A 14,010-nucleotide genomic window follows, 5' to 3' on the forward strand; every position below is an offset into this window, starting at 1 on the left:
GGGGCGCGGGGCGCTTTTCCGGAGGGTGGGGTCATCGGTGCGGGGCGCCTGTCCGGGGTGTGGGGCTCTGGGGGCGGGCCGACTTCCGGGATGCGACGTGGGCATGACGTCCGTGTCTTCTCGTGGGCCACGGGAGTTGGGCAGGGCGTCTTGATTCTCGGCGCCTCAGGAGGTGCTCGGCCGTGCGTCATTTGTACGTTTCCGTGCGTTGGGCCGCGGTCGCTGTGGCCGTCGCGGCGAGCGCGGGGTGCATGAGCATCGGGGACGACGGGAACGCGCCGCGGCCCGGGCACTCGGCCGGCGAACACGGCGGGGCGGCCGCCTCCGACGGCAAACCGGCGGCCGGGGACGACGCCGCGTCGGGAGGCGAGCGCGGGCAGGGCCGGGACAAGGGGAAGGCCAAGGGCAAACGCAAGGGCAAGGGCAAGGGCGGCAAGAGCGGCGGGGCTTCGGCGGGCGACGGTCCGGCCCTGGGCGGCGGAAGGCCCCTGGAGACCGTCGCCGCCACGGCCACCGCGATGCCGCCGAAGCCGGGCGGTCCCGGCAGGCCCGCGACGACGCGGCCGAAGCCGACCCCGACGCGGTCGAGCGAGGAGCCGGAGCCGCCGAAGCCCACGCCCACGCCGACCCCGGAACCCACCACTCCGGAGCCCTCCTCCTCGGCGCACGAGGGCGGCCAGGGCGCTCAGCTGGAGCGGCGGAACGCGCTGATCGCCGAGCGCGAGCCGTCACCCGAGGCGGGCCCGCTATAGCTGTCGTGCGCATGCTCATGGGCGGCGACGAGAAGTGCGTATGCCCAGGTGGGAGGGGGTGAGGCGGGGGCGGTTTGCCATATGGGCCAGGGGGTGCGTATGGTAGTAGATCGTTTGATACCAATTGCCCGGCGCCGACACAGAAGAGCGCCGCGTGGCGCGTACTCTCCCTTGCCGTGGCTGACCGCATCGAGGCGGTCCATTGCGAAATCACGGAGTTGACGGGCGCGTGCCGAGACTCCGGAAGGTTTCGCATTTCGCATGTCCATTTTCAGTTCTGACCACATCGTCCTGCCCGAGAACGAGATCGCCGAGACCGCTGAGGTCGTCGGCGGCGTCGAGACCGTCGACGCCCCGGCCGCGGTCGTAGAGGCGCCGGCGCAGGCCCTTGAGGCCACCGAGGCCCCGGAGATCACCGAGGTCCCTGAGATCACCGAGGTCGCCGAGGTCGTCGCGATCGCCGGTTCCGAGGACGTCGCCGAGGCCGCCGCCGACGCGGACGCCGCCCCCGAGGCCGCCGCCGACGCCGAGCCCGAGATGACCTTCTCGGACCTCGGTCTGCCCGAGGGCATCGTCCGCAAGCTCGCGCAGAACGGTGTGACCACGCCCTTCCCGATCCAGGCCGCGACCATCCCGGACGCCCTGGCCGGCAAGGACATCCTCGGCCGCGGCCGCACCGGCTCCGGCAAGACCCTCTCCTTCGGCCTGCCGATGCTGGCGACCCTCGCCGAGGGCGGCCGCACCGAGAAGAAGAAGCCCCGCGGCGTCATCCTCACCCCGACCCGCGAGCTCGCGATGCAGGTCGCGGACGCCCTCCAGCCCTACGGCGACGTCCTCGGCCTGAAGATGAAGGTCGTCTGCGGCGGTACGTCCATGGGCAACCAGATCTACGCCCTGGAGCGCGGTGTCGACATCCTCGTCGCCACGCCGGGCCGACTGCGCGACATCATCAGCCGTGGCGCCTGCTCCCTGGAGAACACCCAGATCGCGGTGCTCGACGAGGCCGACCAGATGTCCGACCTGGGCTTCCTGCCCGAGGTCACCGAGCTGCTCGACCAGGTCCCGTCCGGCGGCCAGCGCATGCTGTTCTCGGCCACGATGGAGAACGAGATCTCCACGCTGGTCAAGCGCTACCTGACCAACCCGGTGACGCACGAGGTCGACAGCGCCCAGGGCAACGTCACGACCATGACGCACCACATCCTCATCGTGAAGCCCCGCGACAAGGCGCCCGTCACGGCCGCCATCGCCGCGCGCAAGGGCCGCACGATCATCTTCGTCCGCACCCAGCTGGGCGCCGACCGCATCGCCGAGCAGCTCTGCGACTCCGGTGTGAAGGCCGACGCGCTGCACGGCGGCATGACGCAGGGTGCCCGCACCCGCGTCCTCGAGGACTTCAAGAAGGGCTACGTCAACGCCCTCGTCGCCACCGACGTCGCCGCGCGCGGCATCCACGTGGACGGCATCGACCTGGTCCTGAACGTGGACCCGGCCGGCGACCACAAGGACTACCTGCACCGCTCGGGCCGCACGGCCCGCGCCGGCCGCAGCGGCACGGTCGTCTCCCTCTCCCTGCCGCACCAGCGCCGCCAGATCTTCCGCCTGATGGAGGACGCGGGCGTCGACGCCACGCGCCACATCATCAACGGCGGCGGCACCTTCGACCCGGAGGTCGCCGAGATCACCGGCGCCCGTTCCATGACCGAGGTGCAGGCCGACTCCGCGGGCAACGCGGCGACCCAGGCCGAGCGCGAGGTCAAGGAGCTGACCAAGGAGCTGGAGCGCGCCACCCGCCGCGCCGCCGAGCTGCGCGAGGAGGCCGACCGCCTCACCGCGCGTGCCGCCCGCGAGCGCGGCGAGGACCCGGAGGTCGCGGTCGCCGAGGCGGCCGCCGCCGCGGAGGCCGTCGTCGAGGCCGCCGTCGCGTCGGTCCCCGAGCAGCCCACCGCCGAGCGCGTCGAGCGCCCGGCCCGCGAGGAGCGCTCCTCCTCGTACGAGAACCGCCGTCCGCAGCGCGACGAGCGCGGCAACTACGAGCGGGACCGCCGGGGCGACCGTGGCGGTGACCGCGGTGGCTTCAACCGTGACGACCGCGGTGGCGACCGTGGCGGCCGTTCCTTCGAGCGCCGTGACGACAGCCGTGGCGGTGGCTTCAACCGCGACCGTCGTGACGACAACCGTGGCGGTGGCTTCCGCCGTGACGACAACCGCGGTGGCGGCTTCAACCGCGACCGCCGTGACGAGCGTCCCTCGGGCGGCGACCGTGGCGGCCGTTCCTTCGAGCGCCGTGACGACAGCCGTGGCGGTGGCTTCAACCGCGACCGTCGTGACGACAACCGTGGCGGTGGCTTCCGCCGTGACGACAACCGCGGTGGCGGCTTCAACCGCGACCGTCGTGACGAGCGTCCCTCGGGCGGCGACCGTGGCGGCTTCCGCCGTGACGAGCGCCCGGCCGGCGGCCACCGTGGCAGCGACCGTCCGTTCAACCGCGACCGTCGCGACGACCGTCCCTCGGGCGGCTTCCGCTCGGGCGGCCACGAGCGCCCGGCGTTCAACCGCGACCGCTCCGGCACCAGCACCGGTTCCTTCGGCCGCCGCGACGACAAGCCGCGCTGGAAGCGCAACAGCTGACCGCGCCTGATCGAACGGAAGGGCCCGCACGACGTACCCGCGTCGTGCGGGCCCTTCCGCATGACGTCGACGGCGTCGCGCAGGGCCGCCCGCCGGGACGGAAACGCTCCGGGGAGGCGATACCCGATCGGAACGCGCGGCGGCTCCCGCTATGCTCGGGGGAGCACCGACGAGGACCGTTAGCTCAATTGGCAGAGCAGTGGACTTTTAATCCATTGGTTGTGGGTTCGAGTCCCACACGGTCTACAGAGAAAGCCCAGCTCAGAGACGCCTCTGGCTGGGCTTTCGGCATGTTCGGGGGCCCTGGAGGCCGTTTGCTCGCCCGCTGCTCGCGCGAGCGGTCGCGCTGCCGGGTAGTGCGAGCGGCGCCCATAGGGACGAGCCGGGGGGGCTACGGGGTGTCGCGGCGGAGGACGCGGTGGGCTGCTGCCCGTCCCGCCTTCGCCGCTGGGCTTTCCTCCTGCTGCTGGCACCGACAGGGGCCAGGTCCCTTCGGGAGGGGGTAGAGGAGCCCGCCGTGGAGGCCGAGGGCGGTGCCCTCAGCACAGGGGTGGGGGGCGGTCACGTCGGTGGTGATGAGCTGGTGCAGGCACGGCCCGCACGGGAGGGGCACCGGGGGCGGCACCGCCGGATCGTCCTGCGAGGGGTGGGGGTTGGGCATGGTGGCCTTTCTGCTCTGTTGGGTGTGAGGGTGACGGGGCGGCCCGTGCCCCCCCGAGTGCCGTCGGGTGCGGGCCGCCCCTCCCGGCGGTCGCGCGGTCAGTCAGAGCGCGACGGCGGGGGTCTACCAGGTCGTGCGCCGCACGAAGGTGGGCGGCTGAGGGCATTTGATGTGCCACCAGACGACGGTGCCGCCGGCCGAGCCGGACTCCTTCGGCATGGACGTGCCGGGCCGTTCCTTGGTGATCGGCGCGTCGCAGCGCCAGCAGTACCGGACGCCCTCGTTCATCGCCGCACCATCCTCATGGCCCGGCGCAGGGCCTTGCCGACGGGGCAGCGGGTGAGGTCGTCGGCGCACTGCTCACAGGACTGGGTGTGATCGAGGAGCACCCGGTAGACGTGCTTGAAGCCGCACGAGCGGCAGCAGCGGGGGAACCAGCTGCTGATGCTGCCGTGCGCGCTCACCTCGCGACGCTCCCCGAGGTCGATGGCGATGGCGGTGTTGAGGGAGGTTGCGCACCACACGCAGCGCCGACCGCACACCTAATCCTCGGCGAGCTCGGCCGGATCGGGCAGGGGAAAGTAGGTGACATCGGCTGCGTTCGATGTACGTCTTGTGGTCACAGCAGGATGATGCTTGCGCACGTAGAACGGCAACTAGGCCGTTCCGTGGCCACCCGTGGCCATGTAGCGGCCATGACCGGAGAGATCCGCGATGGCACCTCAGACTGTCCCCATGAGCCGCAACGACGCGCTTAGGGCTGCCCGTTTTCGCGTCGGGTGGCGCACCATCGAGCAGGCCGCGGACCGCATCACCGCCCACGGACAGCAGTTGCTCGGCGATCGGCAGTTCACGGTGTCCGCACGCACCTGGCGGCGGTGGGAGGGGGCACGCCCTGGCTGGCCCCCAGAAGAAACCGCCCTTGTTCTGCACGACGCCCTCGGCCGCTGGCCGGAAGACCTCGGATTCACCACGCCTGCGGGGTGGATCCGGCCCGAGCATCACGAAGAGGACCAGGTGAACCGCCGCGCACTCGGTTCCGTCACCGCTGCCGCGCTCGTGGCCGCCCCTGTGGCACCTCAACACGTAGACCCCGCCCTGATCACCTATTTCCAGGATCAGTTGGAGGGGCACTACCGAGCGGACATGCTGTTGGGCCCGCACGATCTGATGGGCACCGTCTCCGCCCAGTACCAGCTGATCGACAAGCTGGTCCGCTCGGCGAAGGGTGAGACGAGGCGCGGACTGCTGCGCATCGGGGCCGCGTACTCGGCGCTCGTTGGATGGCTCTACCAGGACGCCGGGGACATGCAAGGCGCGAGCTTCTGGCGGGGGATCACGCAGGAGATCGCGATGCGGTCGCGCGACCCGCACCTGGTCGGATACTCCCTCGTCAACCAGGCGCAAGTACGCACGGACCTGGGCGACGGAGGCGCGGTCATCGATCTGTGCGAGGCGGCCCTGGAGGATTCCAGGCGCCTGGTCCCGAAGGTTCGCATCATGGCCCTGCAGCAGCAAGCGCACGGGGCGAGTCTGACGGGGGACCGCCCAGCCGTGGACCGGCTCATCGACCAAGCCGACGGTCTGCTCGCCCGCGTGGACGACGACCTGCCCTGGGGGAACGCCTGCCGTCGCACCCCCGGCTACCTGGAGGTGCAACGCGCCACCTGTTACGGCCGTCTCGGCCTCGGAACTGAAGCCGGGGACCTGTGGGGGCAGGTTCTCGCGGGCGTGCCCGGAACGGCACGGAGGGACCGGGGCGTCTACATGGCAAGGCACGCCACAGCGGCGGCCGAAGCGGGTGAGCCAGATCAGGCCGTAGAGATTGCGCGCACGGTAGCGGACATCGCGGTCGAGACCCGGTCCGCGCGTATGCGGCGTGAGTTGTGCACTCTTCAGCGGGTTATGCGGCCGTGGCAGGATGCCCCGGTCGGCAGGGACCTCGCCGAGGTTCTGGAGCCCGTCATCGAGGGGAGCTAAAGAGCGTGGCAGAGGGACCGGTGCCGCTGAGTGAGCAGGAGATCGAAGCGGCCCTTCGGGAAATTCCGGGGTGGCGCCGCGACGGTGACGAAATCACCCGTTCTTACGGGATCCGCTACCACGGCGGGGTGGCGTTGATCGTGCACGTCGCCGATGTGGAGCGCCTCATCGGTCACCATGCGGACATCGATCTTCGGTGGGACAACGTTCGCTTCGGCATCACCACTCATGACGCCGGGCACAAGCTGACCGCTGCGGACTTCGAACTCGCAAAGCGAATCGACGAAATCGCCCAGGCACACGGGGCAGAGCCCCTCGTTGACTGATTTCCGGCATGACGAAGGCCCCCTTCCGCCCGAAGGGGGCCTGTTCATCTGGTGTGCATGTGCTCGCGGACCTGGTCGTGGGTGTCGCGCGGGTCGGGGGGATGTCTGCGGCGCGCATGCGGTGGATGAGCCGGTCGACGGTCCAGGAGTAGGCGAGGACCAGACTGCCGAGCTGGTCGATCCGCCGATCCTGCTTCTCGATCTTCGCCTTCATCTCGTCCCGGATCTCCCGGAACGAGGCGAGGTCGGCCTGCCGCTGCGCGGGTTCGGCGGCGGCCTGCGCCTGGGCGCGCGTCGTCGCCTCCGCCGTGGTCCGGGCCGCTGCCCGCGTCGCTCGCGCGGCGAAGAGCAGGAAAATCGCCGTTGACGGCTGGACCCCGATCGAGACCGAGCCCAAGACGGAGGGGTCTGCCGGTGTCGTGAAGCTGGACACCGGCACCTTGCGAGTGCTGCGCGAGCACCGGGAGCGGGATGCGTGGAACGCGCGGGCGTCGCAGCAGTGCGCCGAGGGCGAGGAAGCGCACGACTGGGTCGAAACCGGCAAGATCCTTACTGCAGAGGACGGCAGTTGGCTGCATCCGGACGTGCTGAGCAAGGAGTTCCAGAGGTTGTATGAGCAGGCCGACCTGCCTCCCAGCAACCTCCGCGATCTGCGCCACGGGGCGGCCGCCCTGGTGAAGGCCGGCGGCGGTGGCGACCCGCACGATGCGAAGGTGAAGCTGCGGCACTCGACGATCACCTTGACGTCTGACACATACATGGAGCTGTTCGAGGAGTATGAGGATGAGCTGACAGAAGCGGCAGCGGCCGCCGTGCCGCCGGCCAGGGCTTCGACGGAGGATTGAGCGGACCCATGAACTGGCCTCGTCACTGCAGGCGGCGGGGCCTTTCTGCTCAGCCAGCGCGCAACCGAAGGTCCCGGATGAGGACCGACGAGACCCAACGGGACACGATGGGCGGTCTACAGACTTTTAATCCAGTGGTTGTGGGTTCGAGTCCCACACGGTCCACAGAGAAAGCCCAGCTCAGAGACTCCTCAGGCTGGGCTTTCGGCATGTTCGGGGCCCTGGAGGCTGTTTGCTCGCCAAGGTGAGCACAGAGAGCAGCCCCGAAACGACGACGTGGAGCGTTGATCCGAGGCTGCAGTCGGTGAACGGTCAGGGCTTGGGCGGGGTCACGAACCCCCGGACAGGCCGCTGCTCCTTCGGGTCACGCGAGGCGGGCTGTTGTGAGCGCTTCCACGCCGACACCAGATCCGCGTACCGCGGGTCGATCCACTCAGACACGGTGCCTCCCTTCACGGGCAGGCTACGTGAGGCCGGGCTTGGGCTTGGGCGTGATGACGATGGTGCACTCCGGGGCGTGCTGGCACTTCGCCGCCACGGAGACGAGGGTCTCGTCGGACGGCGGTCCCCACAGCTCCGGGTCCGCTTCCCAGCCGAGTGCCGCGATGGTCTCGCGGGTCCGGTCGAGGATCGGCGGGTCGTAGTGGGTGGGGTCGTAGCCCGGGTAGTGGTGGACGAACTGACCGCCGAGCCGCTCGCACAGCTCGGCGTACAGGGCGGTGTGCAGGATCAGGGCGTGCCAGCCCTCGTCCACCATCCGCGACGGAGCCAGACCGGTGTCCGGGTTGGTCGCGCAGGCGGCCACGAACTTGAGGCCCTCGTCGACGATGCGGTTGGCCAACTCCTTGTCCAGGGCGGGGGTGGCGTCCATGACGGTGGCGCGGACACCGGCGAGCTGGTCGTCGGTGATGAGCATGCGCGCGAGCGCGGGCATGGCCAACTTGGCGGGTGGGCCCATGGGGTACGGAGGCAGGGGCACGGGATCTCCTTCGCTTCGTGCGGATGCGGATGACCCGCCCGGGCCGGGGCGCCTTGCCTGGTCAACCCGGCTCGGGCGGGAGCCTGCCCAGCAGAACCGTGTGCCCTCGCTCATCCCGGGCCGCCGTTCACGCGTCGCATGGCGGGCTCGCCGCCGGCTTTCAGGGTTCGGCGCAGGCGGCGACCCTTCGCGCAGATGCGATCGATGGACTTGCACGTGGGGCAGTCGTATGTGTGCTTGACCACCGCCTGGCCGATCTCCACCGGGCCCAACTCCGGGACCCTGGCCCGGGCGCTCACAGTTCTGCCTCCTGGGTGATGCTGAGCCCGAAGCCGATCAGGGCCTCGACGGTGGCGGGTTCGCACAGGTCGCCCGGGAACCGCGGGGGCGCCACCCAGTGCGTGCCGGGCGGCTTCACGCGCTCCATCCTCGGTACGCCGAGATAGGTGTTCGCGCCGAGGCGTGGGGCGACGTCCTGGTACTTCCAGACCTGGCCCGCGCGGTGGGGCTGCATCAGGGCGTAGAAGGTGCCGCCCATCGCCCGACCGTCGAAGAAGGCGGGGCCGTTGAGGAACCGGGTGAGGCGTTCGGTGATCTCCAGCGGATCGTACGTGTCCACCGCCGCGAGGACGAGCCGCGCGGGCAGGCGGGCGGCCTCGAACCGCTGGCCGAGCGGCAGCAAGGCCACGCCGGTGTCCGCCCATTCCCGCCGGGCCTGCTCGGGGCGGCCTGCGTGTGCGAGCCAATCTTCGATCGGAACGTCTGTTGAAGTGGTCATCCGAACGCCTCCGCGGGGAGTCGGGGGCCGCCGCCGGGGTCGAGGGCAGCGGCGAGGTAGACGGGATACATGAGCCGCCCAGTGCCGTCGGGGGCCTCCAGCCAGACGCGGCTACCGACGGCGCGCTGTGTGGACGGGCAGCGCAGCGGCCAGCCGAGCGGCAGGACCAGGATTTGCGGGACGTCTGCGAGCTGTTCACGGGCGTCGAGGGGCATGAGCCACCAGGCTTTGTCCATCCTGACGTCCACCAGGAGAGGACCCTGTTCGGACGGGGGGATGCGTTGCACGGCCTGCATGGCGGTCTGCAACTGCACCTCGGCGGCGAGCCACTGCGTGCAGTGGATCAGCACGAGGCCGCGAGAGTCCCAGACGGCGTAGGCCAACTCCGAGCATGCGGCGCTCTCGGCGAGCCAGGTGTCTCCGGGGTCTCGTGGCGTCGAGTGCGTCGTTGCGGCCATGCCCAGGACGTTAGGAAGTTCTGCGAATCAGACGGGCAGTTGATTCTCGGATATTCGCGCAGGAAGGAACGGTATTCCCGGGAATTCTTACGCCATGTCGAGGTGGGCTCGGGCTCGGGCAATCAACCGGTGGGCGTGCGAGCCGTACACCGCAGAGTGGTGAAGCGAGTTCCAGACGCGTCGGTACAGGCTCACGCTCGGCACGTCGTCGAGCCACAGCTCAGCATGCCAGTCTTCAACGATGGCGAGGCGGTCGTCGTAGAGCCAGAACCCGTTTGCTGGCGGTACCGCCACGCCGGCGCCGAGCGGGACGATACCGAGCTTGACGGTATCGAGGCCAACCGCTCCGATGAGACGGTCAAGTTGGGCGGCGAGCACGTGGGGCGGCGCGACTCCAGCGTGCAGAGCCGCTTCCCACATAACGATGTGGAAGACCCTGCCGGGTCGGTAGAGCATCTCCTGTCGCTTCACGCGGGCACGGACGGCGTCCTCGCTGTCCTTCGGCGAGCGGTGCAGTTCGGCGTATCGAGAGAACACATGCCGGGCGTAGTCCGGTGTCTGGAGCATGCCGACGACCATGGCGCCTTCCCACGCGCGGAGCACCGTGGATCGCTCGTACTCCACGGTGAGCGCGTCTTGGACGGGCCCGTGCCCTGCGCGCAGTTGGCGGTGCCACGACCGGACGTGGGACTCGATTCCCTGAAGGCGTGCCGCCAGTTCATCGGCCACATCTGGCTGCTCAATCGCCCGAGCCCACTCAGCCAGATCTTCCTTCGTCGGCGTCTGGCGGCCACCTTCGATCTTGCTGACTTTCGACTGAGGCCAGCCAAGCCGCTCTGCGAGTACCCGTTGGGACACACCGGCGCGCAGCTCGCGGAGCCGCGCGCCGAGGGCCGTCCGCCCTTGCTGGAAGTCGGTGCTCACATGATGAACGTACCCGCTACACCTGGTCGAACGGGACGGCGTGGTGCCATGCGGCCTCGCGGGCCTGTGCGTATCGGAGGACCTCGACCGGGTTCGTGATCAGTTCGACGCCCGTCATCACGTCCGCCTCATCGTGGTGGAGCAGGGCGACCACTCGTGAGTCGAAGAACCAGAAGTCTTCTCGCGGCAGGCCGAGCTCCTCGGCCTTGCTCCGGGCGAGGACACGGATGTCTTCACCGACGGCCGCATTCCGGCGGGCGTTGTCGAGGAGGTACCGCTGTCCGACTGTAGGCGGCTCGTCGAGAATGCGAACTCGTTCGAACCGCTTGCCGAGGGCTGTCTGTTCGCGGCGCTCAGCGCACCAAGGGTCGTTGAGATCCCAGTCGACGCGGCCCTCAGCAAGGAACTGTGCGTATGTCTCCTGCTGCTCGTCGAAGGCATACCGGCGTCGGGTCTCCAGCCTCCAAGCTGAGTACTTGAGACTGGTGAACATGCCGTCGAACTCGGTGAAGCTGATGAACTGGGGCACGTGCACGGGCTCCTTGGGACCGAAGTTGGCGAGCAACTCGCGGGGCACGGTGACGGCGCCCTCGTCGAGCGTCAGGTTGTGGAGCTGCTCCAGCTCGCCGGGGTCGGTCACACGGTCGCCTTGGACGACGTAGCGATCCGTGCCGGGGATCTCGTACAGCGTGGGGCATCCGTTGTTGCCGCTGTTCGTGCCGACTTTCCACAGGTGACGCGTCATGGACATTCCCCTCCTAGTGGGTGGTCACACGAACGGTAGGCCCGTAGTAGGCCGGTGCAAGAGGGCCGCAGAACGACGAAAAGTCCCCTTCAGCCCGAAGGCGGAAGGGGACCTGTTCATCTGGTGTCCATGTGCTCGCGGACCTGGTCATGGATGTCGCGCGGGTCGGGGGTGATGTCTGCGGCGCGCATGCGGTGGATGAGCCGGTCGACGGTCCAGGAGTAGGCGAAGACCAAGCTGCCGAGCTGGCCGATCCGCTGATTCTGCTTCTCGATCTTCGCCTTCATCTCGTCCCGGATCTCCCGGAACGAGGCGAGGTCGGCCTGTCGCTGCGCGGGTTCGGCGGCGGCCTGCGCCTGGGCGCGCGTCGCCTCCGCCGTGGTCCGGGCCGCCGCCCGCGTCGCTCGTGCGGCGTAGATCCCGGAGCCGAGGAGCGAGGCCGCGCACCTTCTACGCCTGAGGTGCGACCCGCTTCGGGTTACTGCGGTTCGCAGACGTTGTTCGGGGTGGGGTTGAGGACGCCGGCGACCGAGATGGTGTTGCCGCAGAAGTTCACGGTGGCGTGTACGGGGGCCTGGACCAGGTTGCCGGTGGCAAGGCCGGGGGAGTTGGTGACCTTTCCGTCGGCTTGGGGCTCGGGCCCGGGGTCGTCGGCGGTGGCCGGGGCGGTACCGAGGGCGAGGGTGAGCGCGGTGAGCGCCATGGCCACGGCGAGGGCTCCGCGCTTGCTCCGGTGCCTGGGGCTCGGGCTCGGGTTCGGGCTCGGGGGAGGAGTGGACATGCGTGCCGCCTTCCGGAGGTGCGGGGCTGCTTTACCTGGGAGCCTCGTGGGCGCAGCGCGAAGGGGCTCGGCCGGTGACCCGGCAGGGGGAAATGAATCGCCCATTCGTACGCCTGGGCGTGCGCCCGGGAGCGCGGCGTGGCAGGCCGCTCAGGTCGTGCGCCCGGGAGCGCGGTGTGGCAGGACGTGCAGGTCGTACGCCCGGGGCGCGCCGCCCGCCCGAGGCGCACCCGGGACACGGCGCGATACCCCGGATAACGAGCCGACGACCACCGACCCCGACGCCCCGCCCCGTCGGCCCCGCCACCCCTGACCGCCCCGCCGACCCCGCCACCCCCGACCACCCCACCGGCCCCCGGAGAAGCGGTTCGCTTCATCCGTCCGGATGGCGTACTGTTGTGTTTACCGACGCGGGGTGGAGCAGCTCGGTAGCTCGCTGGGCTCATAACCCAGAGGTCGCAGGTTCAAATCCTGTCCCCGCTACTGAAGGCCGAGGGCCGGAAGCATTTCGATGCTTCCGGCCCTCGGTGTTTTCCGCCCCCGTGACCCGCTCGGCCCCCACCAGCTCGCACCCCCGCCCCGCTGCGGGAAACCTGGGTGCAGCGCGGTGATGGGCGCGGACTCGGCGGGAGACAAGCGGTGGGGCAGCGTGGAGGTACCGGCGGCAGCGGAGCCACCGCGCACGAGCGGGCCTTCGTGCGGGCCCTGCCGGTCCTGCTCCTGGTCGTCGGGGTCCTGTACGACGCCTCGACCCCGCCCGACTTCACCGCGGCCCCGCTCTTCACGGCCGCCCCGCTGATCGCCGCCCCCTTCTACTCGCTCCTGAACACCGCCCTGACCGGCGCCGCGGCCTCCCTCTCCGTCATCGTGCTGCACTACGGCAACGCGGCGAACAGCCATGTCGAGGCCGTCACCGAACTGCTGACCGTGATGACCGTCGCCGCCCTCGCCGTCGTCACCAACCGCGTCGTGCGCCGCGGCAACGACCGGCTCGCCACCGCCCGCTCCATCGCCGAGGCCACCCAGCGCGCCGTGCTGCCGCAGCCGGACCCCCGTATCGGCGGGCTCGACATCGCGGCGCGGTACGAGGCCGCGCAGGCGGACGCCTTCATCGGCGGCGATCTGTACGCCGTACAGGACACCCCGCACGGCGTGCGGCTCATCGTCGGCGACGTGCGCGGCAAGGGCATGGGCGCGGTGGCCGCCGTCGCCGTGGTCATCGGTGCCTTCCGGGAGGCCGCCGAGCAGGAGGCCACCCTGGAGGCGGTGGCCCAGCGCCTGGAGCGGGCGCTCGCCCGGGAGGGCACCCGACGCGACGGGCTGGACGCCTTCGAAGGGTTCACCACCGCCGTCCTCGCGGAGATCCGGCTCAGCGACGGCTGCGTACGACTGGTCAACCGGGGGCATCCCGAGCCGCTGCTGTTGCGCGGCGACGGGCGGCTGTGCGTGCTCTCCCCGAGCGAGCCCGCGCTGCCGCTCGGCATGGGTGAACTGGGCGGCTGGCCGGACCGGGCGGACGAGTCGAGGTTCCCGCCCGGCGCGATGCTGCTCTTCTACACGGACGGCCTGTCGGAGGCGCGCGACGCCGCGGGCGTCTTCTACGACCCGGCGGCCCGGCTCGGCGGGCGGATCTTCCCCGGTCGCGAGGGCCCGCACGCGCTGCTGGCCACGCTCACACAGGAGGTGCGGCGGCACACCGGGGGCGCGGCCACGGACGACATGGCGCTGCTCGCCGTGCGGCGCCCCGCCACCGCGGACGCGACCCACGGCCGGCGCGAGCGCGACGGTGACCCGGGGTGACCGAAGCGCGCTGCCGCACCGCCCAACTGACGTCTTGTCAACGCGGCGGAGGGTCAACTCGCCCCGGTCCGGGCGTCCGTGTCCGGACAAGTACGGGCCGAAGCCGTTAACGATCAATCGGAACGGCTTGGAATACGGGCCCCCTGTCTATTAACGTTCGATAACGCAGCGCGGTCGTCCCAGCCGTCACCAGAGACGGCTCCGTGCGCACGCGCCTAATCCCGCAAGGGAGCCGGGGAACCACCAACTTGGGGTGAATCAGGCAGCCGCGCCCTCGTGCCGGATGCTCGTAGGAGACCTTCCTGCTCCGAACCCGTCAGCTAACCCGGTAGGCGAAAGGAAGGAAAGGA

16 protein-coding genes, 2 tRNA genes and 1 riboswitch are annotated in these 14,010 nt (G+C 70.3%); of the genes, 8 read left to right on the forward strand and 10 right to left on the reverse strand.

What is annotated here, in order from left to right; all coding sequences use genetic code 11:
- Nucleotides 1-251 precede the first annotated feature (251 nt).
- The 3 genes from ABZ385_RS26820 (at nt 252) to ABZ385_RS26830 (ending at nt 3,629) form a co-directional block, all read left to right on the forward strand.
- The gene (locus ABZ385_RS26820) at nt 252-752 is read left to right on the forward strand and encodes a hypothetical protein (protein ID WP_358585453.1); all 501 of its coding nucleotides are present in this window, start codon (nt 252-254) and stop codon (nt 750-752) included.
- Between the two features lie 261 nt (nt 753-1,013).
- Complete coding sequence (locus tag ABZ385_RS26825; RefSeq protein WP_358913571.1) at nt 1,014-3,383, forward strand: DEAD/DEAH box helicase; 2,370 nt, start codon at nt 1,014-1,016, stop codon at nt 3,381-3,383.
- Between the two features lie 173 nt (nt 3,384-3,556).
- Nucleotides 3,557-3,629 (forward strand) — tRNA-Lys (locus ABZ385_RS26830).
- Nucleotides 3,630-4,167: 538 nt separating this feature from the next.
- On the opposite strand, the gene ABZ385_RS26835 is transcribed toward ABZ385_RS26830, so the two are convergent.
- Nucleotides 4,168-4,332 (reverse strand): hypothetical protein, encoded by a 165-nt coding sequence (locus ABZ385_RS26835; RefSeq protein ID WP_358913572.1) that lies wholly within the window; start codon nt 4,330-4,332, stop codon nt 4,168-4,170.
- Nucleotides 4,329-4,568, reverse strand: a complete 240-nt coding sequence (locus ABZ385_RS26840) for a hypothetical protein (RefSeq protein WP_358913573.1) — start codon at nt 4,566-4,568, stop codon at nt 4,329-4,331. Before ABZ385_RS26840 ends, ABZ385_RS26835 begins: the two co-directional genes overlap by 4 nt.
- 211 nt (nt 4,569-4,779) lie before the next feature.
- On the opposite strand from ABZ385_RS26840, the gene ABZ385_RS26845 reads away from it, so the two are divergent.
- From ABZ385_RS26845 to ABZ385_RS26855, 3 genes are all read left to right on the forward strand, one after another.
- Nucleotides 4,780-6,024, forward strand: coding sequence for a Twin-arginine translocation pathway signal (locus ABZ385_RS26845; RefSeq protein ID WP_358913574.1), 1,245 nt, complete (start codon nt 4,780-4,782; stop codon nt 6,022-6,024).
- 5 nt (nt 6,025-6,029) lie between these two features.
- A complete protein-coding gene (locus tag ABZ385_RS26850) occupies nt 6,030-6,350 on the forward strand; it encodes a 4a-hydroxytetrahydrobiopterin dehydratase (RefSeq protein ID WP_358585463.1) in 321 nt (106 codons plus the stop codon).
- Nucleotides 6,351-6,769: 419 nt separating this feature from the next.
- Nucleotides 6,770-7,195 (forward strand): hypothetical protein, encoded by a 426-nt coding sequence (locus tag ABZ385_RS26855; protein ID WP_358913575.1) that lies wholly within the window; start codon nt 6,770-6,772, stop codon nt 7,193-7,195.
- A 312-nt stretch (nt 7,196-7,507) separates the two neighbouring features.
- Here ABZ385_RS26855 and ABZ385_RS26860 read toward each other — a convergent pair whose 3' ends face one another.
- The 8 genes from ABZ385_RS26860 to ABZ385_RS26895 form a co-directional block, all read right to left on the reverse strand.
- A complete protein-coding gene (locus tag ABZ385_RS26860) occupies nt 7,508-7,636 on the reverse strand; it encodes a hypothetical protein (RefSeq protein ID WP_358585466.1) in 129 nt (42 codons plus the stop codon).
- A gap of 22 nt (nt 7,637-7,658) precedes the next feature.
- Nucleotides 7,659-8,129, reverse strand: a complete 471-nt coding sequence (locus ABZ385_RS26865; RefSeq protein ID WP_358913586.1) for a hypothetical protein — start codon at nt 8,127-8,129, stop codon at nt 7,659-7,661.
- A 340-nt stretch (nt 8,130-8,469) separates the two neighbouring features.
- Complete coding sequence (locus ABZ385_RS26870) at nt 8,470-8,952, reverse strand: hypothetical protein (RefSeq protein WP_358913576.1); 483 nt, start codon at nt 8,950-8,952, stop codon at nt 8,470-8,472.
- Nucleotides 8,949-9,410 carry a hypothetical protein gene (locus tag ABZ385_RS26875; RefSeq protein WP_358585472.1) on the reverse strand — a complete coding sequence of 154 codons (462 nt, stop codon included), beginning with the start codon at nt 9,408-9,410 and terminating at the stop codon, nt 8,949-8,951. Before ABZ385_RS26875 ends, ABZ385_RS26870 begins: the two co-directional genes overlap by 4 nt.
- Nucleotides 9,411-9,497: 87 nt before the next feature.
- On the reverse strand, nt 9,498-10,334 hold the full coding sequence (locus ABZ385_RS26880) for a helix-turn-helix transcriptional regulator (RefSeq protein ID WP_358913577.1): 837 nt from the start codon (nt 10,332-10,334) through the stop codon (nt 9,498-9,500).
- 16 nt (nt 10,335-10,350) lie between these two features.
- Nucleotides 10,351-11,079 carry a DUF6879 family protein gene (locus ABZ385_RS26885; protein WP_358585475.1) on the reverse strand — a complete coding sequence of 243 codons (729 nt, stop codon included), beginning with the start codon at nt 11,077-11,079 and terminating at the stop codon, nt 10,351-10,353.
- A gap of 116 nt (nt 11,080-11,195) precedes the next feature.
- Nucleotides 11,196-11,366, reverse strand: coding sequence for a hypothetical protein (locus tag ABZ385_RS26890; protein ID WP_358913578.1), 171 nt, complete (start codon nt 11,364-11,366; stop codon nt 11,196-11,198).
- Between the two features lie 191 nt (nt 11,367-11,557).
- A complete protein-coding gene (locus tag ABZ385_RS26895; protein ID WP_358699358.1) occupies nt 11,558-11,860 on the reverse strand; it encodes a chaplin in 303 nt (100 codons plus the stop codon).
- Between the two features lie 409 nt (nt 11,861-12,269).
- Here ABZ385_RS26895 and ABZ385_RS26900 point away from each other — a divergent pair.
- Both ABZ385_RS26900 and ABZ385_RS26905 read left to right on the forward strand, forming a co-directional pair.
- A tRNA-Met gene (locus ABZ385_RS26900) sits at nt 12,270-12,343 on the forward strand.
- 156 nt (nt 12,344-12,499) lie between these two features.
- Nucleotides 12,500-13,660, forward strand: a complete 1,161-nt coding sequence (locus tag ABZ385_RS26905; protein ID WP_358589067.1) for a PP2C family protein-serine/threonine phosphatase — start codon at nt 12,500-12,502, stop codon at nt 13,658-13,660.
- Between the two features lie 202 nt (nt 13,661-13,862).
- Nucleotides 13,863-14,009: riboswitch (cyclic di-AMP (ydaO/yuaA leader) on the forward strand.
- Nucleotide 14,010 lies beyond the last annotated feature (1 nt).

This window comes from Streptomyces sp. NPDC005898 (assembly GCF_040629635.1).
GTDB lineage: Bacteria > Actinomycetota > Actinomycetes > Streptomycetales > Streptomycetaceae > Streptomyces.